This is a genomic window from Duganella sp. CF458, from assembly GCF_900113115.1.
GTDB lineage: Bacteria > Pseudomonadota > Gammaproteobacteria > Burkholderiales > Burkholderiaceae_D > Rugamonas.
Genome location: NZ_FOOF01000001.1, coordinates 389,278 through 408,624, shown reverse-complemented (window position 1 = coordinate 408,624; position 19,347 = coordinate 389,278). Strand labels below are relative to the sequence as shown.

Below are 19,347 nucleotides of genomic sequence, written 5' to 3'. Positions count from 1 at the left end.
TCGTGCTGGTTGCGCATCGACAAGCTTTCGTGTACTTTGCGAACTTGAAATCGCGTGAATTTGCAAGCACTGTTTTTTGAGTGTGTTGTTACCGCAAAAATCGAACAATAATGGGAACCAAAAACGCATAAGTATGCTTAAAGACCACACGACGACAGCGAAGCCGCTCACCTGATCTCTCGATCAGGCCGGGCGGTTTTTTCTTTGAACGCTGGTCGTATCACGTGGCCCGACGAGGGTTGAGGAGCTGTATTCACGCCCCACCCGCGCAATCGTCGCGACAAAGAATTTGAGTCCTGCGCTGCCAAGCACCGGCGTAGGAATCGATGGCTGAAGCGCTGCACTTGTGAGGAGGTGCAGCAGTTCAGCTGGGTGCAGAATTCATTAGCGCAAACCGCAACCGTGTTTGTGCCGATGAATAATTCGCCTGGTCCAGCGCAGGGCCGGACGGGTTTTAAATTTGTGCGTGAATTTTCCCATCCCAGATGAAGGAGAACTAAAAATGGCAACCGCCGCTAAGAAGAAACCAGCAGCCGCTAAAGCAGCTGCTCCAGCAAAGAAAGCTGCCGCTAAGCCGGCCGCTAAAGCCGCAGCTAAGCCAGCTGCTAAAGCTGCAGCTAAACCAGCTGCCAAGAAAGCCGCTGCCAAGCCAGCCGCTAAACCAGCCGCTAAGAAAGCTGCCGCTAAGCCAGCAGCAAAACCAGCAGCGAAAAAAGCAGCTGCAAAACCAGCTGTGAAGAAAGCCGCTGCTAAGCCAGCAGCAAAACCAGCTGCCAAGAAAGCAGCAGCCAAGCCAGCAGCGAAGAAAACCGTCGCCAAGGCAGCCGCTAAGCCAGCAGCTAAAAAAGCAGCCGCTAAACCAGCAGCTAAAAAAGCCGTCGCTAAAAAAGCAGCAGCCAAGCCAGTAGCAAAGAAAGCCGCAGCGAAGCCGGCAGCCAAGAAAGCTGCAGCTAAACCAGCAGCTAAAAAGACCGTAGCTAAAGCAGCTGCCAAGCCAGCCGCCAAGAAAGCAGCTGCAAAACCAGCCGCCAAGAAAGCTGCCGCTAAGCCAGCTGCCAAGAAAGCCGCTGCCAAACCAGCTGCGAAGAAAGCTGCTGCCAAGCCAGCTGCCAAGAAGGCCGCTCCTAAAGCTGCTGCCAAACCAGCCGCCAAGAAAGCCGCTGCCAAGCCAGCCGCCAAGAAAGCCGCTGCCAAGCCAGCTGCTAAAAAAGCCGCTCCTAAAGCCGCCGCAAAACCAGCTGCCAAGCCTGCAGCTAAAAAGGCCGCCCCAAAAAAAGCCTCGGCTAAGCCAACAGCCAAGCCAGCTGTTGCGCCAGTAGCCGTAGCACCGGCTGCAGCTCCGGCTGCCAAACCAGCTGCCCCTAAAAAGGCCGCTCCTAAGAAACCAGCTGCTCCTAAGAAGGAAGCTGTGAAGCCAGCCGCCGCACCAGCACCTGCTGCTGCAGCCCCGGCTCCAGCCGCCGCCCCGGCAGCTAAAACCGTGATCGCCCCGGCAGCCGCCTGGCCGTTCCCGACCAGCACCCGTCCTGCCTAAGCCCTTCAACGCTTAGTGCCGGATGGCGAAAACACCGCTGTGTGAGACAATCGCACAGCGGTTTTTTTATTTGGAGAACTCGTGTTTAGTATTCTTAAGCTGATCGTCGATGTCGCAGCCGGCCTGCTTGGCGGGGTTCTATTGCTGCGATTCTGGATGCAGGCTATCCGCGTCCGCCCGCCTTCGTCGGTGGCACAGTTTACTTTTCAATTATCGGATTGGCTGGTGCGCCCGCTGCGCCGCATCGTCCCCGGCATGGGGGGCTATGACTGGGCCAGCCTGATTGGCGCGTTCCTGATTGTGATCCTGGCGACCTCGGTGCTGTTCCTGGTGGGGGCGACGCCGGAGATTGTGCTGCTGGCGGCCTTGCAGCGCTTCCTGGAATGGGTCCTGTTCGGCTTTATGGCCTTGCTGATCATCGAAGCGATTTTCAGCTGGGTCAATCCGCATGCGCCGCTGGCGCCCTTCGTGCGTGCGCTGAACGATCCGCTGCTCAGGCCTATCCGTAAGGTGGTACCCCTGGTGGGCAACCTGGATTTGTCGCTGTTGGTGGCCTTGATCCTGCTGCAAATCTGCCAGATCCTGCTTGGCATGCTGTTCGGCCGATGAGCCGTATGTGGTGCTGGAGGATGTTGGCCGGCTGTTAAACCGGTACACCGGGGTCCGACCCGCAGGGTCGGACCCAGCCTTACCTGATTAGAAGCGGTAGCCGAACGCCGCTTCGAACTTGTCCGCGATTTCTGCAGGGGTGAAGACGTGGTTCTGCGCGCCTTTGGTGACGATCTTGATGGCGCCCAGCAAGCTGGCCAGGCGGCCGGTCGATTCCCAGCCCAGGTCATTGACCAGGCCAAACAACAGGCCTGCGCGGTAAGCGTCGCCGCAGCCGGTCGGATCCAGGTCCAGCGACGCATCCACGGTCACCGCAGGAATATCGATGCGCTTGCCGCCCGCGTAAATCTCCGAACCCTTCTCGCCGCGCGTCACGATCAGCGCTTCCAGCTTGGCAGCGATCTCCGGAATGGTCAGGCCGGTGCGCGACATCAGCAGCTCGATCTCATAGTCATTGCAGGTGACATAAGTAGCCTGTTCAATGAAGCCAATCAATTGTTCCGGCGTGAACATCGGCATCTGCTGGCCCGGGTCGAAGACGAACGGGATGCCCAGGCGTGCCAGGTCTTCCGCGTGCTTCAGCATGCCCAGATGGCCGTCAGGTGAAATGATCGCGATGCGGGCCGCGCCGGCTTTCTCGATCGGATTCTCATGCGCAAACGACATGGCGCCAGGGTGGAAGGCGTTGATCTGGTTGTGGTCCGCATCGGCGGTGACGAAGCACTGCGCGTTGTAGGCATCCTTCTTGATCAGGATGTTGTCGGTCGAGATGCCGAGCTGCTGGAAGCGTTCCAGGTAGGCCGCGCAATCCTGTCCCAATACGCCGACGATGCGCGGGTCGCCGCCCAGCATCTTCAGCGAGTAGGCGATATTGCCGGAGCAGCCGCCAAACTCGGTGCGCATGGTCGGCACCAGGAAGGACACGTTGACCTTGTGCAGCTGGTCGGCCAGCAGCGTGTCGCCGAAACGGCCTTCATATTGCATGATGATGTCGATGGCCAGCGAGCCACAGACAAGCGCGGTTTTAGTCATAGTATTTTTAAGGGTAGAAAATGGCGATGTGATAGCCGGAAGCTTTGAGCTCTTTCAGCTCGAAGTACAGTTTAATGCTTTGTTCGCTGCGCGGGCCGAAGCCTTTTTCGGCCTCGGTCGACGACGGCAGGTATTCGATCGGGGCGAACACGCGGCGCAGCACCGGCTTGTCGGCGTTGTCGTTCAAGGTCAGTTCGACGTGCGGCCAGGCTTGCGGGGTCTTGGACTGGTTACGCAGGACGGTGCTGAAGCTGAAGGTGTTTTCAGTCATGCTGGCCAGCTCGCCCGGTTCGACGCTGAGGGCGTCGAGCTGGCTTGGAAGCGCGATCTTGCAGCCGAGCGGCTGGCAGACGGCGGTCAGGGCCGGCTTCAGTTGCGGGTAGTTGGCGGCCAGGGTATCGCGGAAGGTGGTGGCGGCTTGCAGCACCAGTCCGGCCAGCAGGATCGGGACGCCGACCGCCATCGTGATGGTGACGGCCTTGCCGTATCTCTGGCTGCGGTCGACGCGTTTTACGAAGTTCAGGTCGGCGTGATCGAGGTCTTCGGATGCCGCTGCGCTCTCATCGACGCCGGCGATGGCGCGCATGCGGGCGGCGACTTCTTCGGCGCTGATTTCCTGCTCGGGGCCGTTCTCTTCGAGGGCAAAGACCTCGTGTTCAGCGGCAGGGCCGCTGGCGTCGCGGCGCGATTTGGCGCGTTTCAGGGCGCGTTCACGGCGGGACTTGGCTGGTCGGTCGGCCGGTTCGTCGTCGGTAACGGAGGCGCCGTCATCCGGCGCGTCCGTGTTGACAGCCGCCACGGCGTGCAGGGCGGTTTCGTCGGGTTCGGACAGGCTCCATGGTTCGCCGTCCGGCTCGCGCGCCTGGTCCGCGGCCAAGTCGGTGCCGGACCAGGGTTCTGCATGCAGCGATGGCTCGCTGATACCGTCCGCCTCGGGGTCGGCGACCGGCAACTCAGCTGCAGGCTGCTCGTCGGGCGGCAAGTCTTCAAAATGATGCGCGTCATCGAGTGCTGCGATGAGCAGGTGCTCTTGCGGTGTGTCGAGTGAAGGCTCGACGCGGCCGTCAGGATGCGGTTGGTCAGCCGACCATTGGTCGATAGCATCCACGAGTGCGGCGCCGGCTTGCTCACCGGTGTCGGCCGGTGCGCTGGCTTCGTCGGCAGGCGGTTCCGACTGATCGGGCGACGATGGGGGTTCGACTGCCGGCGTTTGTTCCCAGGCTAGTGCCTCAACCTCGACTGGCTGTTCCGGCGCGGCCGGCGATTCGTCTTGCGGCGGCGGGGCCTCAGCGGCAGGCGCGGCTTCGTGGTCGACCGGCGCTGGTGCCTCGAAGGCGGGCGTGAGCGCGTCTTCCGGCGGGAGCTGGCTCTCTTCGGCAACTTCCTCAGGCTCGGCTGGAGCCTCACCGGGATGCTGCGGCGCTTCAATTGTGACGGCGTCGTCCGATGGGAGCGCGTCTTCTATGGCGAGGTGCTGGGGCGCGACGGGTTCTTCGTCTCCCAGCGGCAGCACTTCAGCAGCAGGGGCCGCCAGACTATTTTCCGATGGCAGCGCGTCCTCTATGGCGTTGCGCAGAGGTTCGGCAGGGGCTTCGTCTCGCACAGGCGGCGCTTCCGCGGTGGCGGGAACTGCGTGGCTAACCGGCGGCGGCGTGTCGATTACGGGTGCCGGTTCCGACGCGAACTTGCTCGCTTCAGGGGCCGGCGCGGGCTCGGCGGGCGCTTCGACGCGAGGCGGCAGGCCAGCCGCGGGGCGGGCAACCGGGACTGGCGGCGGCGCGAAAGCGGTGCGGGGTGCCGGGGCGGCTGGTGCCGTGGCAGCAGGCGTCGTTCCGGTAGCCGCCGAGAAGGTGGCGTCAGGCGAAAACGCGTCTGAAAGCTGGGCCGAGCCGGTCGCAAGCGGTGCTTTGGCAAACGACGGCGCGGTAGCCGGCGGCGCCAGTGGCGGCGATGGTTCCGCGGTGGCTGAGAAGATGGCGTCTGGCGCCACCAAGTCCGCCAGCGACGACAGGCCGGCAGGCGATTTGGCCCGTGCTGGCGACGCCACGTCAAGCGGTTCGGGCACCAGCGGAGGCGATGGCTCGGCGGCGGCGCTGAAGGCTGCGTCGGGCGACACGACGTCGATCAGCGAGCGCGTGGCCGGAGCAGGCGTTGCGCGAGCTGCTGGCGCGGCGGCGGCAAATACTGGAGCAGGTGCCTGCTCGGCAGCGCGTTGCGGCAGCGGCGCTTGCGCCGGTGCCGCAGGATGCGATGGAACGAAGCTCTGCGACGGCTCGGCCGTTGGCGCTGGGGCAGGCCCTGGCACGGCGGCATGCGGTGGTTCTGCTGCCCGCGGCGACTCGAAGGCTGGTATCGGTACGCTGCTTGGCGATGCCGCAGCTGGCGTAGACGGGGCATCATGCGTAGTAACGGCGGCGAACGCGCGGGCCACGGCGGCTATGGCGATGTCGTCCGGGGTCGGGGCATGCGGCTTGGCGGCTGCATGCACCGGCCCAGGGACGGAAGCGGGCGCGCTGGGCGATGGTGTGCCGGGCGCAGGAGCTGGCGTGGAACGCCACACGGCAGGCGACGGCGCGTCAGCCGCTGGCACAGCCTCGGCCGGCTTGGCGGCGGGCTGCTGCGGCGCCTCGGCGGCCGGCTCTTCGCTGAAATCGATCTCGAAGTCGACCGGCGAGCCATGGACGTAGTCGGAGATCGCCGGCTTCGCAGGCGGCGCTTCGGCCACGACATCGGGAATCACAGGAGTCGGCTTGGTTGCCGGTTCGACCAGGGCGGCATTGCCGTCGAAAACCAGCGCGCATGAGCCGCAGCGGACAATGCCCCCGCGCAGTTTCAGTTGGTCAGCCGCGACCCTGAAGATCGTACTGCAATGGGGGCATTTAGTGGCGAGCGCCATCAGTCAGGGGGATACCTTATGCCAGCGTGCCGGACAGGCACACCCAGCCTTCGTGCTCAGCCCAGACGCTCAGCTTGATGAACGGTGCGTAAGCCGCAGCGACTTCTTCCGCCTGGCGCGCCAGCACGCCGGACAGCACCAGCGCACCGCCTGGCGCCACGCGGCCGGACAGCATCGGTGCCATCAGCTTCAGCGGGGAGGACAGGATGTTGGCGACCACGATATCGAAACGCTGCGCGGCAAACGACGATTCCGCGAAATCATCCGGCACGAAGTACTGGATATCTTCCACGCGGTTGCGCACCGCGTTGTCGTTGGCCGACACGACAGCCTGTGGATCGATATCCACCCCGGCGACGGTAGTGGCGCCCAGTTTGCGCGCCACCATGGCCAGGATGCCCGAACCGCAGCCGTAGTCCAGCACGGACTTGCCCGGCGCCGGATGGGCTTCCAGCCACTCCATGCACAGCTTGGTGGTCGGGTGCGACCCGGTACCGAAGGCCAGGCCCGGGTCCAGCTCCAGGATCAGGGCCGACGGATCCGGCGCCTCGTGCCAGCTCGGCACGACCCAGATGTTCTTGCCGATATGGATCGGCTCAAATTGCGACTGGGTCAAACGCACCCAGTCGGCGTCTGCCACCTTGCGGGTGGTGAACTTGGGCAGGTGAGCCAGCCCGATCGCGCCGGCGGCAGCCGCCACGATCAGGGCCTGGTCTTCCTCGTCATCGGTCAGCGCGACCACGCGGCTATGATCCCATGCCGCTTCGGTCGGCTCCATGCCCGGCTCGCCGAACAGGGGTTTTTCGGCGTCGGTGCCTTCATCGGCATCCTCCACCGACACCGACAGCGCGCCCGCGTCCATCAGCGCCTCAGACAGTGCCTCGGCGTGTTCACGTGCTACTTCGATGACGATTTCAGTCCAGCTCATATTGATTACTTACCTGCCTTATTTGCCTGCTTTTGGCATTTCTGCCAGACGTTGTTCCAGATAGTGGATGTTGGTGCCACCTTCGATGAAGCGTGCATCGACCATCAGCTCGCGGTGCAGCGGGATGTTGGTCGAAATGCCTTCAACCACCATTTCCGACAGCGCGATCTGCATGCGTCGGATCGCCTGCTCGCGGGTTGCGCCGTAGGTAATGACCTTGCCGATCATCGAATCGTAGTTCGGTGGTACAAAGTAACCCGCATAGGAGTGCGAGTCAACACGCACGCCTGGGCCACCCGGAGTATGCCATGCGGTAATGCGGCCTGGCGACGGGGTGAACTTGAACGGATCCTCGGCATTGATACGGCACTCGATGGCGTGGCCGGACAGCATCACGTCGCGCTGGCGGAAGCGCAGCTTCTCACCCGCAGCAATGCGGATCTGTTCCTGCACGATGTCGATTCCGGTGATCATTTCGGTCACCGGATGCTCAACCTGCACGCGGGTGTTCATTTCGATGAAATAGAACTCGCCGTTTTCGTACAGGAACTCGAAGGTGCCCGCACCGCGGTAGCCGATCTTGCGGCAAGCTTCGGCGCAACGGTCGCCGATCTTTTCGATCACCTTGCGCGGGATGCCCGGTGCCGGCGCTTCTTCGATCACCTTCTGGTGGCGGCGCTGCATGGAGCAATCGCGCTCGCCCAGCCAGACGGCGTTCTTGTGTTCGTCGGCCAGGATCTGGATTTCCACGTGACGCGGATTCTCCAGGTACTTCTCCATATAGACTTCCGGATTGCCGAAGGCAGCACCGGCTTCCGATTTGGTCATGGTGACCGCGTTCAGCAGGGCAGCTTCGGTATGCACCACGCGCATGCCGCGGCCACCGCCGCCGCCGGCGGCCTTGATGATCACCGGATAGCCGATTTTGCGCGCAATCTGCACAATGGCTTTCGGATCATCCGGCAGGGCGCCTTCGGAACCTGGCACGCATGGCACGCCGGCCTTGATCATCGCGTGCTTGGCCGACACTTTGTCGCCCATCAAGCGGATCGATTCGGCGCGCGGGCCGATGAAGACGAAACCGGATTTCTCCACCCGCTCGGCAAAGTCCGCGTTCTCGGACAGGAAGCCATAGCCAGGGTGGATCGCTTCCGCGTCGGTGACTTCGGCCGCGGAAATGATGGCCGGCATATTCAGGTAGGACTGCGCCGAAGGAGCCGGGCCGATGCAGACGGATTCGTCGGCCAGCTTCACGTACTTGGCGTCACGGTCGGCCTCGGAGTGCACGACCACAGTCTTGATGCCCAGTTCGCGGCACGCGCGCTGGATGCGCAAGGCGATTTCGCCGCGATTGGCAATAAGGATTTTTTCAAACATGGCAGCTTCTATGTTTGTGGAAAGGGAGGATGTGCTGGCCGCTGGGATGTCCACAGCGGCCATGGTCCGGCGTTAGCCGATCACAAACAGTGGCTGGCCGAATTCGACCGGTTGGCCGTTCTCGACCAGGATCTGGGTGATGGTGCCGGACTTGTCGGCATCGATCTCGTTCAGCAGCTTCATCGCTTCGATGATGCACAGGGTATCGCCTTCTTTCACGGTGGCGCCCACTTCAACGAAAGCGGGATTGCCCGGTGCGGAAGCGCGGTAGAAGGTGCCCACCATTGGGGACTTGACAACGTGGCCGGTTGGCTCGGCGGCAGCTGGGGCGGCGGCAGGCGCGGCGACCGGCGCGGCGACAGGTGCGTAATGGGTTGGCGCTTGCGGCGGCATCATCACCACCTGGTTTGGTGCCAGACCGCCGGACTTGACGATGCGAACCTTGCTTTCGCCTTCGGTCACTTCCAGTTCAGCGATGTCCGACTCTGCTACCAGGTCGATCAGCGTCTTCAGCTTGCGTAGATCCATTTGTTGGCTCCCTTGTTCTATCTATTATGTTGACGGTGTCTTTGATGTCGCCTTATGGGCGGCATCGCGTTAGATGCGCGCAGATCGCGGTAGATTACTTGCTTTTTAAGGCAAAGTCGATGGCGAGACGATATCCCTCGATACCAAGCCCGCAGATCGTCCCCTGTGCGATTGCGCTGAGATAGGAATGGTGGCGGAATTCCTCCCGCCGATAAATATTCGAAATGTGTACTTCAATAAAAGGGATTGCTACGCCGGCCAATGCATCGCGCAGTGCGACGCTGGTGTGGGTATAGCCTCCCGGGTTGATGACGATGAAATCCACGCCCTCGGTTCGGGCTGCGTGGATGCGGTCTATCAACGCTCCTTCGTGGTTGCTCTGGTAACAGGCGAGCCGGGCACCGGCTGTGTTGGCCTGTGCCTGCGCAGCCTGTTCAACGTCTGCCAGGGTGCTGGCGCCGTAGGTTTCAGGCTCGCGCGTCCCCAACAAATTCAGGTTGGGGCCATTGAGTAGCAGCAGGTTCGATGCCATGATTCCCTGACCATTTTCCGCGAAAGTTCCGCATTTTGCCGCCATCTACGAGCATTGGCAAGAGAAAATAACTTGGCGGAAGTTAATAGAACGGTCGTTCGGCGACCGGCTTCTACTAGTTTAAGGCCGCCAGGTCGGCCTTCAGGTCATCGAATTTCAGGCGTGCCAGGTAGGTCTTCTTGACCGTACCGTCAGCGCCGATCAGGACCGTGAACGGCAGGCCGCCTTGCGTATTGCCGAACTGGCGCGACAGTTCGGTGCCGCTCATGCCGGCCACGTAGATGGGGTAGGCGACCTTCACCTTCTGTGTGAATTCTGCAATATTGGAAGGCGAATCGATGCCGATGCCAAGCACCTGGACCTTCTTGCCGAGTTCGGAATTTTGTAGTTCCGACAATTCCGGCATCTCTTCCACGCATGGCGCGCACCAGGGGGCCCAGAAGTTGACCAGCAGGTTCTTGCCTTGCCATTTCGATAGCGCCTCCTTGACGCCTTTATCGTTTGGCAGCGATTCGGCCAGCATGGCGGCGACCGGGCCGCTGACGCCGGCCGGAGCGGTGGTGGTGATCGGTGCAGGCGCTTCTTTTTTATGGGTGCCGTACCAGGCGCCGGCGCCGGCAAACAGGACGGCGACCACGGCGTACATTGCAAATTTTTTCATTGTCGGGCTGGGTGAGAGCTGTTGGTGAGGATGGTGCGCAGTTCCTGGAGATCGGCACGCAGCAGCTTGTCGCCGCTTTTCTTTTTCGCGCCGCGCAAGTCGTCCTGCTCATACAGTTCGACGTGCACGCCCACGTTCTTCCACATGAAGCTGACCGTTTCGACATCGTCGAAACGGGGGCCGCGGAAGTGGGGCGATTCGGAAATCTCGATTTGCAGGTTCTTGTTCAATAGATAAATCTCCACTTCCTTGGCGCTGTCCACGAAGACTTGCAGGCGGATGTCGTCGTGCATGCCCGCCGTGCCGTGCAGTACGGGGCCGGTCAGGAAGGGTTGGTATTGTTCCAGCATTTCCATCACTTGCAAAGCCAGGCCGCGCAATCTGAATAAATGCGCTGGGTGGGTATCGGCGTTATATAGAGCGTGGTATAGGCGGACTTCTTCTTCGATCTGCTCGTTGTCGGGGAGGATGTCGGGCAGGTCGCGGGCCTGCGACTCGCCCAGTATCTGGCGGGCTGCCTTGCGTTTGGCGCTGCCGTAGTCGGCGCCATCCTGCGCGATCATGCGGGCGGCGGCGGCGGCGATTTCGGTCTTGATCTCGGGGTTCATGATTGCATCATACCTAAAACCGGTAATTCGGGGTCTGACCCACAGGCCTGGAAACCATTGGGGGTCTGACCCTGCGGGTCAGACCCCGGTTTCCCGGTTCTAATCAGGTAAAATCCGGCTCTTGATTCTTTTCTATCTGCACCATGCACATCCACATCCTAGGCATTTGCGGCACCTTCATGGGCGGCCTTGCCGTTCTGGCAAAGGAAGCCGGCCACCGCGTAACGGGTTGCGACGCCAACGTCTACCCGCCGATGAGCACGCAGCTGGAAGCCCAGGGGATTGAGCTGATCCAGGGTTTCGGCCCCGAGCAGGTGGCATTGAATCCCGATCTTTATGTGATTGGCAACGTGGTCTCGCGCGGCAATCCCCTGGTCGAAGAGATCATGAACCGCAACCTGCCGATGATCTCCGGCCCGCAATGGATCGGCGATCACATCCTGAAAGACAAATGGGTGCTGTCGGTCGCCGGCACGCACGGCAAGACCACCACCTCGGCCATGGTGGCCTGGATCCTGGAGCACGCCGGCTACGCGCCCGGTTTCCTGATCGGCGGCATTCCGCAGAACTTCGGCATTTCGGCGCGCCTGTCCGGCCCCGGCGCCAACTCGGAATTCTTCGTCATCGAAGCGGACGAATACGACACCGCCTTCTTCGACAAGCGCAGCAAGTTCGTGCACTACCACTCGAAGACGGCCATCCTGAACAACCTGGAATACGACCACGCCGACATCTTCCCGGACATTGGCGCCATCGAAACCCAGTTCCACCACCTGGTACGCACCGTGCCGGGCATCGGCCGCGTGATCGCCAATGCCGACGAGGCGAGCCTGCAGCGCGTGCTGAAACGCGGCTGCTGGAGCGAGAAGGAAACCTTTGGCGGCGCGCAGGGCGCCGACTGGACCATGGCAGAACATGCCGACGGCAGCTTCGACGTCATCTTCAAGGGCGCCAAGGCCGCCACCGTGCACTGGCAGTTGACCGGCAGGCATAACCGCAGCAACGCGCTGGCCGCGATTGCCGCCGCCCGCCACGTGGGCGTGCCGATCGACGTCGCGGCCCAGGCGCTGGACAGCTTCCAGAGTGTCAAGCGCCGCATGGAAGTGCGCGGCACCGTCAACGGCGTGACCGTGTACGACGATTTCGCCCACCACCCGACTGCCATCGAAACCACTGTCGGTGGCCTGCGCCAGAAGATCGGCAAGGATGTGCGGATCCTGGCCGTGCTGGAGCCGCGCTCCAACACCATGAAGCTGGGCACCATGAAAGATGCTTTGCCGGGCAGCCTGCAAGAAGCCGACCTGATATTCGGCTTCGGCAGCGAAAAAGCCCTGGGCTGGAACCTGGGCGAAGCGCTGTCGCCGATGGGCGACGTCGCCTCGGCCTACGAGGACCTGGACGTGATGGTGCAAGCCATTGTGGCGCGGGCCAGGACGGGCGACCATATTATTGTGATGAGCAATGGCGGCTTCGGCGGCGTCCACCAGAAATTGCTGGAGGCGTTGAAGTAATGATCTTGTACCTGCATGGCTTCCGTTCCTCGCCGCTGTCGATGAAGGCGCGGCTGACAGGGGAGCGGATGGCGCAGCTTGGCCGCAGCGATGAATTCCTTTGCCCGCAATTGCCGGCCAGCCCCAAGCTGGCGATGGAACTGGCATTCGGCCTGGTCGAAGGCGTGCCTGCCGAGACGCTGACCATCGTCGGGTCTTCGCTGGGCGGCTATTACGCCACCTGGATGGCGGAAAAGCTGGGCTGCCGCGCGGTCCTGCTGAATCCCGCCGTGGTGCCCATGCTGGACCTCGACCAGCACGTCGGCGTCACCACCGCCTACCATTCGGACCAGCCGTTCGAGTTCAAGCGTGAATATATAGAGGAGTTGCGCGCCCTGGCAGTGCCGCAAGTCGCGCAGCCTGGGCGCTACTTCCTGCTGGCCTGCACTGGCGACGAAGTACTGGACTACCGCGACATGGTGGCCCATTATGCCGGCGCGCGGCAGAAGGTGGTGCAGGGCAGCGACCACGCGATCAGCGAGTACGCCGACTACCTCGGCGAAGTGCTCGCGTTCTGCGGTGTCACGGGCGAGGTTCAATGAAAGGTCAATCGCTGCGCCAGGCCAACTGGCATGGTCACGTGCTTGCGACGAACGCCCCGCACCCTTACCGCCACTGGCTGACCAGCGGCGGCTCGCTGACCAATAAGCTGAAAGCGCACAGCAATGCCTTCCGCGTGCAACTGCTGCACCAGGACACGGCAATCTGCCTGGCCGACGAAGCCAACATCATCGGCTATCATCGTCCCGGCCGCGTGTGGGAGAGGGAAGTCCTGCTGCGGTGTGATAATACGCCTGTCGTCTTCGCCCACACCGTGGTGCCGCTGTCGGCCGATGCCTCGGACTGGCCGTTGTTCAGTGCCCTGGGCGAACGCTCGCTTGGCAGTACACTGTTCGGCGACCCGCAGGTGCGGCGCGGCGAACTGGAATTTGCGCGCCTGCGCGCGACGCATCCACTGGCGCGGCGCGCCCGCAGCGCCCTGGCGGCGCGCGGCGCCGACGTCCCGGATGAGGCTTTACTGTATGCACGGCGCTGCCTGTACCGGCGCCACGAAGGAACTTTGCTGGTGACCGAGGTCTTCCTGCCCCCGGTCCTCAAGCTTGAACGGAATAATGTGAAATGAATGTATTTTTTGAAGAATCCGGCGATTTCAAAGTAGGCAGCGTGCTGTCGCAAGCAGGCGAGGCCTACCAGGTTGAAATGGCCAGCGGCAAGCGCAACAAGGTCAAGACCAAGGATGTGATGCTGCAATTCGACAAGCCGGCGCCGGCTGAATTGATGGAGCAGGCCAAGGCCATCGCCGCCGACGTCGACCTGGACTTCCTGTGGGAAGTGGCGGGCGAAGAGGAATTCGGATTTGCCGAACTGGGCGCCGAGTATTTCGGCCATGCCCCGCAGCCGGCCGAGGCGGCCGGCCTGATCCTGAGCCTGCATGCGGCACCGATCTACTTCCACAAGAAGGGCCGCGGCCGCTACAAGAAAGCGCCGGAGCAGACCTTGAAGGCGGCCCTGGCCGGCATCGAAAAGAAGAAGCAGCAAGCCGTCATCCAGGGCCAGTACGCCGAGGAACTGAAGGCGGGCACCCTGCCGGCTTCGATGCACAACATCGTCAGCCAGCTGCTGTTCAAGCCGGACAAGAACACCATCGAATACAAGGCGCTGGAGCAGGCCGCGAACGAGGCGCACACCACGCCGGCGCGGCTGATGCTGTCGGCCGGCGGCATCAAGTCGCCGAAAGAGCTGCATATGGCCAAGTTTCTGTTCGAGAACTTCCCGAAAGGCCATGGCTTCCCGGAACTGCCGGTGCCGTCGGCGCCGGCCAACCTGCCGCTGGCGGCAGTGGAAGCGTTCTCGATCGACGACGTGACCACCACCGAGATCGACGACGCCTTCTCCGTGGTGCACCAGGCGGACGGCAAGGTGCGCGTCGGCATCCACATCGCCGCGCCAGGCCTGGGCATCAAGCCGGACGACGCCATCGACAAGATCGCGCGCGGCCGCATGTCCACGGTCTATATGCCGGGCGACAAGATCACTATGCTGCCGGACAGCATCGTCGATGCGTTCACCCTGGCCGAGGGCAAGACCTGCCCGGCGCTGTCGCTGTACGCCGTGCTCGATCCAGCCGACTGGACGGTGATCTCGACCGAAACCAAGGCCGAGCTGGTTCCGATCGCCAACAACCTGCGCCACAACACCCTGGACGAGCTGGTCAACGAGGAAACCCTGGCCAGCGGCGCTGGCGACTACCCGCGCAAGGCGGAACTGACCCTGCTGTGGGGCTGGGCCCAGCACCTGGAAGCCGGCCGCATGGTCAAGCGCGAGGCGTTCGGCCTGAAGCCGGAGCAGAACAACCGGGTCGACTTCAACTTCTACGTGGAAGACGACGTGGTCACCATTTCCCGCCGCAAGCGCGGCGCGCCGCTGGACAAGATCGTGGCCGAGCTGATGATCTTCGCCAACAGCACCTGGGGCAAGCTGATGCACGACCATGGCGTGCCGGGCATCTACCGCACCCAGGGACAGGGCGCTGGCGGCTGGGCCGCCAAGATGCAGGTGCGCATGATGACGCAGGCCGCGCCGCACCAGGGCCTGGGCGTGGACCAGTACGCCTGGTCGACCTCGCCGCTGCGCCGGTATACCGACCTGGTCAACCAGTGGCAGATCCTGGCCTGCGCCTCGCATGGCGTGACCGCGCCGATGGTGGCGCCGTTCAAGCACAAGGACGCCAACCTGTTTGCCATTGTGTCGGCCTTCGATGCGGCTTACGCGGCCTACGCGGACTTCCAGTCGAATATGGAACGCTACTGGTGCCTGCGCTGGCTGGGCCAGGAAGACGCCAAGGTTGTCGAGGCCGTGGTGCTGAAGGATGAAGTGCTGCGCCTGTCCGATATTCCGCTGATCGTGCGTATGCCGGGCATGCCGTCTGTTGCGCGTGGGTCACACGTGAAGCTGGACGTGCTGCGCTGGGATGAAGTCGACCTGGCGCTCGAGACGCGGCTGCAGGAAGGTTCGATTACCCTGCCTTCCGAGCCCGAGGCGGAACTGGACGAGGAAGAGGCGCCGGCCGACCCGGCGCAGCCGACCGAGGCCGAGGCGGAGGAGGCTGCGCTCGCCAGCGAGACGGTTGTTACCGAACCCGGCCCACAGTGAAGTAGAATTCAAGATTCTCAAAAGCATCATTTCTGATTCCAGCGCGTGAAGTATTTCAAAGAAAACCAGTTCCTTGTCATCGCCTCCGCCGTCTCGGTGGTGTTCCACGCCGTGGCGCTGACGGTGCATTTCGTCGCCCCCAAAGACTTCAAGGTCGAGCCAACCGACCCTGGCCTTGAAGTCATCCTGGTCAATGCAAAGCATGCCTCCAAGCCGCTGAAGGCCGATGCACTGGCGCAGGCTGACCTGGACGGCGGCGGCAATGCCGATGCCGGCCGAGCCAAATCGCCGCTGCCCGACATGCGCCGCATGGAAACCGGCGAAAGCATCAAGGCCTCCCAGCGTTATATGCAGGAGCTTGAAGAGCGCCAGAAAAACCTGCTGACCCAGGTGCGGAAGAGTCCTTTGTCCGCCGCCCCGGTGACGGAAAAGAACCAGACCGACCCGAGCCGCACTGGCGCCGACCTGATTGAGAGCAGCAAGGCGATCGCGCGCATGGAAGCGGAAATCACGCAAACCATCGAGGACCAGAACAAGCGGCCGAAGAAGACGTTCCTGTCGCCGAGCACGCAGGGCGTCGGCTACGCCATGTATTACAACGCCTTCCGCCGCCGGGTGGAGGATATCGGCACGCTGAATTTCCCGCAGAAGGATGGGCGCAAGCTGTACGGCGTGGTGGTGCTCAGCATTCCGATCTTCCAGGACGGTAGCGTGTATGAAAAAGAAGGCGGCACCGTGGTCGAGCGCAGCTCCGGCAACCCGGCCCTGGATGCGGCGGCCATCAGCATCGTGCGCCGCTCGGCGCCGTTCGGCAAGTTCCCGCCGAATATGCGCTCCAAGGATCGCGACGACCTGTGGGTGATCGTGCAGAAGTTCGTATTCACGCGGGAAGAGAAGGTCCAGGTCTCCTACGGAAGCCCGGAATAATGGACAGGTACTGCGTCTTCGGCAATCCGATTGCCCACAGCAAGTCGCCTGACATCCACGCGGCTTATGCGGCGCAGACCGGCCAGCAACTGAGTTACGAAAAATCGCTGGCAGCACTGGACGGCTTTGGCGCCGCAGTGCGGGCCTTCATTGCCGCCGGCGGCAAGGGTGCCAATGTCACCGTGCCGTTCAAGCTCGAAGCGCACAAGCTGGCCACATCGCTGACCGTGCGCGCCCAGGCTGCAGGCGCGGTGAATACCCTGGTGTTCGACAGCGACGGCAGCATCACGGGCGACAATACCGATGGCGCCGGCCTGGTGGCCGACATCGTGCAGAACGCCGGCGTGCCGATCACCGGCAAACGCGTGCTGCTGCTCGGTGCCGGCGGCGCGGCGCGCGGCGTGGTGCTGCCTATCCTGGAACACCGTCCCGCCGCACTGGTGATCGCCAACCGCACCGTCGCCACGGCGGAAGCGCTGGTCGACCAGTTCGGCGCGCTGGCCGGCACCGGCGTGCTGTCGGCCTGCGGCTTTGCCGACGTGCTGGGTGCGTTCGACATCGTCATCAACGCCACCTCCGCCAGCCTGAGCGCCGACCTGCCGCCCGTACCGGCCACGGTCTTTGCGCCGGGCGCGCTGGCGCTGGACATGATGTACGGCGCCCAGCCGACTGTCTTCATGGCGTTCGCCGCCAGCCACGGCGCTGTCACGCGCGACGGCCTGGGCATGCTGGTCGAGCAAGCGGCCGAAGCCTTCCTGGTGTGGCGCGGCGTGCGCCCGCAGACGGCCGAAGTGCTGCAGCAGCTGCGCGCCAAGCTATGATCAGGAAGTTCAAGTGGTTCATCATCGTGCCCATCGCGATCTTCCTCGCGGTGCAGCTGTATTTTTTCGTGCAGATCTGGTGGTGGGTCGACCATAACCCGACCATGACGGCCTTCATGCGCGAGCAGCAGGCGGCCATGCAGGAAAAAGACCCGAAAGCGCGCGTGCAGCAGGCGTGGGTCGGCTACCAGGCCATTTCGCCCAACCTGAAACGCGCGGTGATCGCTTCGGAAGATGCCAACTTCGCCGAGCACGAGGGGGTGGACTGGGAGGCGATGCAGAAAGCCTACGAACATAACCAGGAAAAGAAGAAGGGCAAGAAGATCCACGGCGGCTCGACCATTACCCAGCAACTGGCCAAGAACCTGTTCCTGTCCGGCTCGCGCAGCTACCTGCGCAAGGGCCAGGAACTGATCATCACCTATATGCTGGAAACGCTGATGGACAAGCGCCGCATCTTCGAGATCTACCTGAACGTGGCGGAATTCGGGCGCGGCATCTACGGCGCGGAAGCGGCGGCGCGCCACTATTACCGTATTCCGGCGTCGAAGCTGGGGCCGGAACAGGCGGCGCGGCTGGCGGTGATGCTGCCGCGCCCTAAATATTATGATGCGCACCGCGAATCGGCCTACCTGGCGCGGCGTACCGGCATCATCATGCAACGAATGAACTCGGCGGACCTGCCATGAAAAAATATCAATCCGGCATCAGCTTGATCGCGGTGGCGCTCATCATGGGCGTGCTGGGCGGCATCGCGGCCTTCGCGCTGATCTCGATGCGGCAAGAGCGCAACCTGTTTGCCGAAGGGCTCAACCAGGTCGGCGCCAAGGCGGCGGCGGCAGCTGCGCCCGTGGTGGCGACGGTGACGCCGCCGGCGGCGCCGATGCGCAAGTGCGTCATCAATGGCAAGACCATCATTTCCAATACCGAGTGTGGTGAAAAAGGCAAAGTGATCGAGATCCACGACTCGCGCGGGATCGAGGCGCCAAAGGAGCCGCCCAAGCCGCCGCCACAGGCGCTGCCGGGCCCGAAAGAGCGCGCCATGGAGCAGGCGACGCGTTAAAAAATATGCAGCGCCGGGGTGGCAGGCGCCACCCCTTTGCGGGTACACTTGCGAAGTTTTTTAGAACCCGCGCTCTACACCTCCTGTCCGGCTGAGATTGCCTATGATCAATGTTTTCGTTTTACAAAATGGCCGGCTCAACCAGGTGCCTATTGAGACGCGCGAAGACCTTGAACAAGCGGCGCCGGTCTGGGTCGACCTGACCGATCCGACGGAAGACGAACGCGCCTGGGTCAAGTCCATCTATGGCGTGATCCTGCCTGGCGAAGACGAAGTCAAGGACATCGAAGCCTCCGCCCGTTACTACGAAGCGGAAAACGGCGACCTCCACCTGCGCACCGACTTCCTGCTGGAAGAAGATGAAGGTCCGTCGCGCGTGGTCACGGTGGCGTTCATCCTGGCCAAGAAGATGCTGTTCTCGGTGCATACCGACGACCTGCCGGTGTTCCGCCTGGTGCGCATGCGCGCCCGCTCGCGCCCCGGCTCGATCGCCGACTACATGGATGTGCTGCTGGACCTGTACGCCACCGACGCCGAGTACTCGGCGGATGCGCTGGAAGGCATCTACCAGAACCTGGAAGAAGTCTCCGGCCGCGTGCTGCAGGAAGAATTCACCGACAAGGACGCGGCCGACGCCCTGAGCGCCATCGCGCACGAGGAAGACTTGAACGGCCGTATCCGCCGCAACATGATGGACACGCGCCGCGCGGTGTCGTTCCTGATGCGCGGCCGCCTGCTGAATTCCGACCAGTTCGAGGAAGCGCGCCAGATCCTGCGCGACATTGAATCGCTGGACGGCCACACCTCCTTCCTGTTCGATAAGATCAACTTCCTGATGGATGCCACCGTCGGCTTCATCAACATTAACCAGAATAAGATCATCAAGATCTTCTCGGTGGCGTCGGTGGCCTTCCTGCCGCCGACCCTGATCGCCTCGGTATACGGCATGAACTTCGACTTCATGCCCGAGTTGAAGTGGCAACTGGGCTATCCATGGGCCTGGGGCCTGATGATCGTCAGCGCTGCCGCGCCATTGTTGTATTTCCGCCGCCGCGGCTGGCTCAGGTAAGCCAAAATGCCGCGGTGCGGCCCCAGGGCGCGAAGCCGGGCCGGTAGCGGCGATGCCTG

The 19,347-nt window shown here is 62.7% G+C and carries 20 protein-coding genes; 11 read left to right on the top strand and 9 right to left on the bottom strand.

What is annotated here, in order from left to right; genetic code table 11:
* Positions 1-384: 384 nt before the first annotated feature.
* Positions 385-1,299, bottom strand: coding sequence for a hypothetical protein (locus BM269_RS29600; RefSeq protein ID WP_211482648.1), 915 nt, complete (start codon positions 1,297-1,299; stop codon positions 385-387).
* Positions 1,300-1,408: 109 nt separating this feature from the next.
* On the opposite strand from BM269_RS29600, the gene BM269_RS29950 reads away from it, so the two are divergent.
* Both BM269_RS29950 and BM269_RS01800 read left to right on the top strand, forming a co-directional pair.
* The gene (locus tag BM269_RS29950) at positions 1,409-1,534 is read left to right on the top strand and encodes a hypothetical protein (protein ID WP_255356994.1); all 126 of its coding nucleotides are present in this window, start codon (positions 1,409-1,411) and stop codon (positions 1,532-1,534) included.
* A gap of 99 nt (positions 1,535-1,633) precedes the next feature.
* A complete protein-coding gene (locus BM269_RS01800; protein WP_090435575.1) occupies positions 1,634-2,143 on the top strand; it encodes a YggT family protein in 510 nt (169 codons plus the stop codon).
* An 87-nt stretch (positions 2,144-2,230) separates the two neighbouring features.
* Here BM269_RS01800 and BM269_RS01795 read toward each other — a convergent pair whose 3' ends face one another.
* The 8 genes from BM269_RS01795 to BM269_RS01760 all read right to left on the bottom strand — a co-directional run bounded on the left by BM269_RS01795 (position 2,231) and on the right by BM269_RS01760 (position 10,705).
* Positions 2,231-3,175 carry a carbohydrate kinase family protein gene (locus tag BM269_RS01795; RefSeq protein WP_090435091.1) on the bottom strand — a complete coding sequence of 315 codons (945 nt, stop codon included), beginning with the start codon at positions 3,173-3,175 and terminating at the stop codon, positions 2,231-2,233.
* A gap of 7 nt (positions 3,176-3,182) precedes the next feature.
* Complete coding sequence (locus BM269_RS01790; protein ID WP_090435088.1) at positions 3,183-6,071, bottom strand: DUF3426 domain-containing protein; 2,889 nt, start codon at positions 6,069-6,071, stop codon at positions 3,183-3,185.
* A gap of 16 nt (positions 6,072-6,087) precedes the next feature.
* Positions 6,088-6,999: a 50S ribosomal protein L11 methyltransferase gene (prmA, locus tag BM269_RS01785; RefSeq protein ID WP_090435084.1), complete on the bottom strand. Its 912-nt coding sequence runs from the start codon at positions 6,997-6,999 to the stop codon at positions 6,088-6,090.
* Positions 7,000-7,017: 18 nt separating this feature from the next.
* The gene (accC, locus tag BM269_RS01780) at positions 7,018-8,376 is read right to left on the bottom strand and encodes an acetyl-CoA carboxylase biotin carboxylase subunit (protein WP_090435078.1); all 1,359 of its coding nucleotides are present in this window, start codon (positions 8,374-8,376) and stop codon (positions 7,018-7,020) included.
* A gap of 72 nt (positions 8,377-8,448) precedes the next feature.
* Positions 8,449-8,904, bottom strand: a complete 456-nt coding sequence (accB, locus tag BM269_RS01775) for an acetyl-CoA carboxylase biotin carboxyl carrier protein (RefSeq protein ID WP_090435075.1) — start codon at positions 8,902-8,904, stop codon at positions 8,449-8,451.
* A 94-nt stretch (positions 8,905-8,998) separates the two neighbouring features.
* Positions 8,999-9,436, bottom strand: a complete 438-nt coding sequence (gene aroQ, locus BM269_RS01770; protein WP_090435072.1) for a type II 3-dehydroquinate dehydratase — start codon at positions 9,434-9,436, stop codon at positions 8,999-9,001.
* A 115-nt stretch (positions 9,437-9,551) separates the two neighbouring features.
* A complete protein-coding gene (locus BM269_RS01765; protein ID WP_090435069.1) occupies positions 9,552-10,097 on the bottom strand; it encodes a TlpA family protein disulfide reductase in 546 nt (181 codons plus the stop codon).
* Positions 10,094-10,705, bottom strand: coding sequence for a hypothetical protein (locus tag BM269_RS01760; RefSeq protein ID WP_090435066.1), 612 nt, complete (start codon positions 10,703-10,705; stop codon positions 10,094-10,096). The genes BM269_RS01765 and BM269_RS01760 overlap by 4 nt, the downstream gene beginning before the upstream one ends.
* Before the next feature lie 143 nt (positions 10,706-10,848).
* On the opposite strand from BM269_RS01760, the gene mpl reads away from it, so the two are divergent.
* From mpl to corA, 9 genes are all read left to right on the top strand, one after another.
* The gene (gene mpl / locus BM269_RS01755) at positions 10,849-12,216 is read left to right on the top strand and encodes a UDP-N-acetylmuramate:L-alanyl-gamma-D-glutamyl-meso-diaminopimelate ligase (protein ID WP_090435061.1); all 1,368 of its coding nucleotides are present in this window, start codon (positions 10,849-10,851) and stop codon (positions 12,214-12,216) included.
* Positions 12,216-12,797: a YqiA/YcfP family alpha/beta fold hydrolase gene (locus BM269_RS01750; RefSeq protein ID WP_090435059.1), complete on the top strand. Its 582-nt coding sequence runs from the start codon at positions 12,216-12,218 to the stop codon at positions 12,795-12,797. The genes mpl and BM269_RS01750 overlap by 1 nt, the downstream gene beginning before the upstream one ends.
* The gene (locus tag BM269_RS01745; protein WP_090435054.1) at positions 12,794-13,378 is read left to right on the top strand and encodes a chorismate--pyruvate lyase family protein; all 585 of its coding nucleotides are present in this window, start codon (positions 12,794-12,796) and stop codon (positions 13,376-13,378) included. Before BM269_RS01750 ends, BM269_RS01745 begins: the two co-directional genes overlap by 4 nt.
* A complete protein-coding gene (locus BM269_RS01740) occupies positions 13,375-15,408 on the top strand; it encodes an RNB domain-containing ribonuclease (RefSeq protein ID WP_090435051.1) in 2,034 nt (677 codons plus the stop codon). The genes BM269_RS01745 and BM269_RS01740 overlap by 4 nt, the downstream gene beginning before the upstream one ends.
* A gap of 45 nt (positions 15,409-15,453) precedes the next feature.
* Complete coding sequence (locus BM269_RS01735) at positions 15,454-16,335, top strand: energy transducer TonB (RefSeq protein WP_090435048.1); 882 nt, start codon at positions 15,454-15,456, stop codon at positions 16,333-16,335.
* A complete protein-coding gene (aroE, locus tag BM269_RS01730) occupies positions 16,335-17,156 on the top strand; it encodes a shikimate dehydrogenase (protein ID WP_090435045.1) in 822 nt (273 codons plus the stop codon). The genes BM269_RS01735 and aroE overlap by 1 nt, the downstream gene beginning before the upstream one ends.
* A complete protein-coding gene (gene mtgA / locus BM269_RS01725) occupies positions 17,153-17,845 on the top strand; it encodes a monofunctional biosynthetic peptidoglycan transglycosylase (RefSeq protein WP_090435042.1) in 693 nt (230 codons plus the stop codon). Before aroE ends, mtgA begins: the two co-directional genes overlap by 4 nt.
* The gene (locus BM269_RS01720; RefSeq protein WP_090435039.1) at positions 17,842-18,219 is read left to right on the top strand and encodes a hypothetical protein; all 378 of its coding nucleotides are present in this window, start codon (positions 17,842-17,844) and stop codon (positions 18,217-18,219) included. Before mtgA ends, BM269_RS01720 begins: the two co-directional genes overlap by 4 nt.
* A 103-nt stretch (positions 18,220-18,322) precedes the next feature.
* A complete protein-coding gene (corA, locus tag BM269_RS01715) occupies positions 18,323-19,288 on the top strand; it encodes a magnesium/cobalt transporter CorA (RefSeq protein WP_090435036.1) in 966 nt (321 codons plus the stop codon).
* Positions 19,289-19,347: the final 59 nt, after the last annotated feature.

Coding starts and splice junctions, on each gene's coding strand:
- aroQ (WP_090435072.1), bottom strand. CDS start 9,436: ATGGCATCGAACCTGCTGCTACTCAATGGCCCCAACCTGAATTTGTTG.
- BM269_RS01720 (WP_090435039.1), top strand. CDS start 17,842: ATGAAAAAATATCAATCCGGCATCAGCTTGATCGCGGTGGCGCTCATC.
- accB (WP_090435075.1), bottom strand. CDS start 8,904: ATGGATCTACGCAAGCTGAAGACGCTGATCGACCTGGTAGCAGAGTCG.
- BM269_RS01795 (WP_090435091.1), bottom strand. CDS start 3,175: ATGACTAAAACCGCGCTTGTCTGTGGCTCGCTGGCCATCGACATCATC.
- mtgA (WP_090435042.1), top strand. CDS start 17,153: ATGATCAGGAAGTTCAAGTGGTTCATCATCGTGCCCATCGCGATCTTC.
- accC (WP_090435078.1), bottom strand. CDS start 8,376: ATGTTTGAAAAAATCCTTATTGCCAATCGCGGCGAAATCGCCTTGCGC.
- BM269_RS01760 (WP_090435066.1), bottom strand. CDS start 10,705: ATGAACCCCGAGATCAAGACCGAAATCGCCGCCGCCGCCGCCCGCATG.
- prmA (WP_090435084.1), bottom strand. CDS start 6,999: ATGAGCTGGACTGAAATCGTCATCGAAGTAGCACGTGAACACGCCGAG.
- aroE (WP_090435045.1), top strand. CDS start 16,335: ATGGACAGGTACTGCGTCTTCGGCAATCCGATTGCCCACAGCAAGTCG.
- BM269_RS01750 (WP_090435059.1), top strand. CDS start 12,216: ATGATCTTGTACCTGCATGGCTTCCGTTCCTCGCCGCTGTCGATGAAG.
- BM269_RS01790 (WP_090435088.1), bottom strand. CDS start 6,071: ATGGCGCTCGCCACTAAATGCCCCCATTGCAGTACGATCTTCAGGGTC.
- BM269_RS01740 (WP_090435051.1), top strand. CDS start 13,375: ATGAATGTATTTTTTGAAGAATCCGGCGATTTCAAAGTAGGCAGCGTG.
- BM269_RS01765 (WP_090435069.1), bottom strand. CDS start 10,097: ATGAAAAAATTTGCAATGTACGCCGTGGTCGCCGTCCTGTTTGCCGGC.
- BM269_RS01745 (WP_090435054.1), top strand. CDS start 12,794: ATGAAAGGTCAATCGCTGCGCCAGGCCAACTGGCATGGTCACGTGCTT.
- mpl (WP_090435061.1), top strand. CDS start 10,849: ATGCACATCCACATCCTAGGCATTTGCGGCACCTTCATGGGCGGCCTT.
- corA (WP_090435036.1), top strand. CDS start 18,323: ATGATCAATGTTTTCGTTTTACAAAATGGCCGGCTCAACCAGGTGCCT.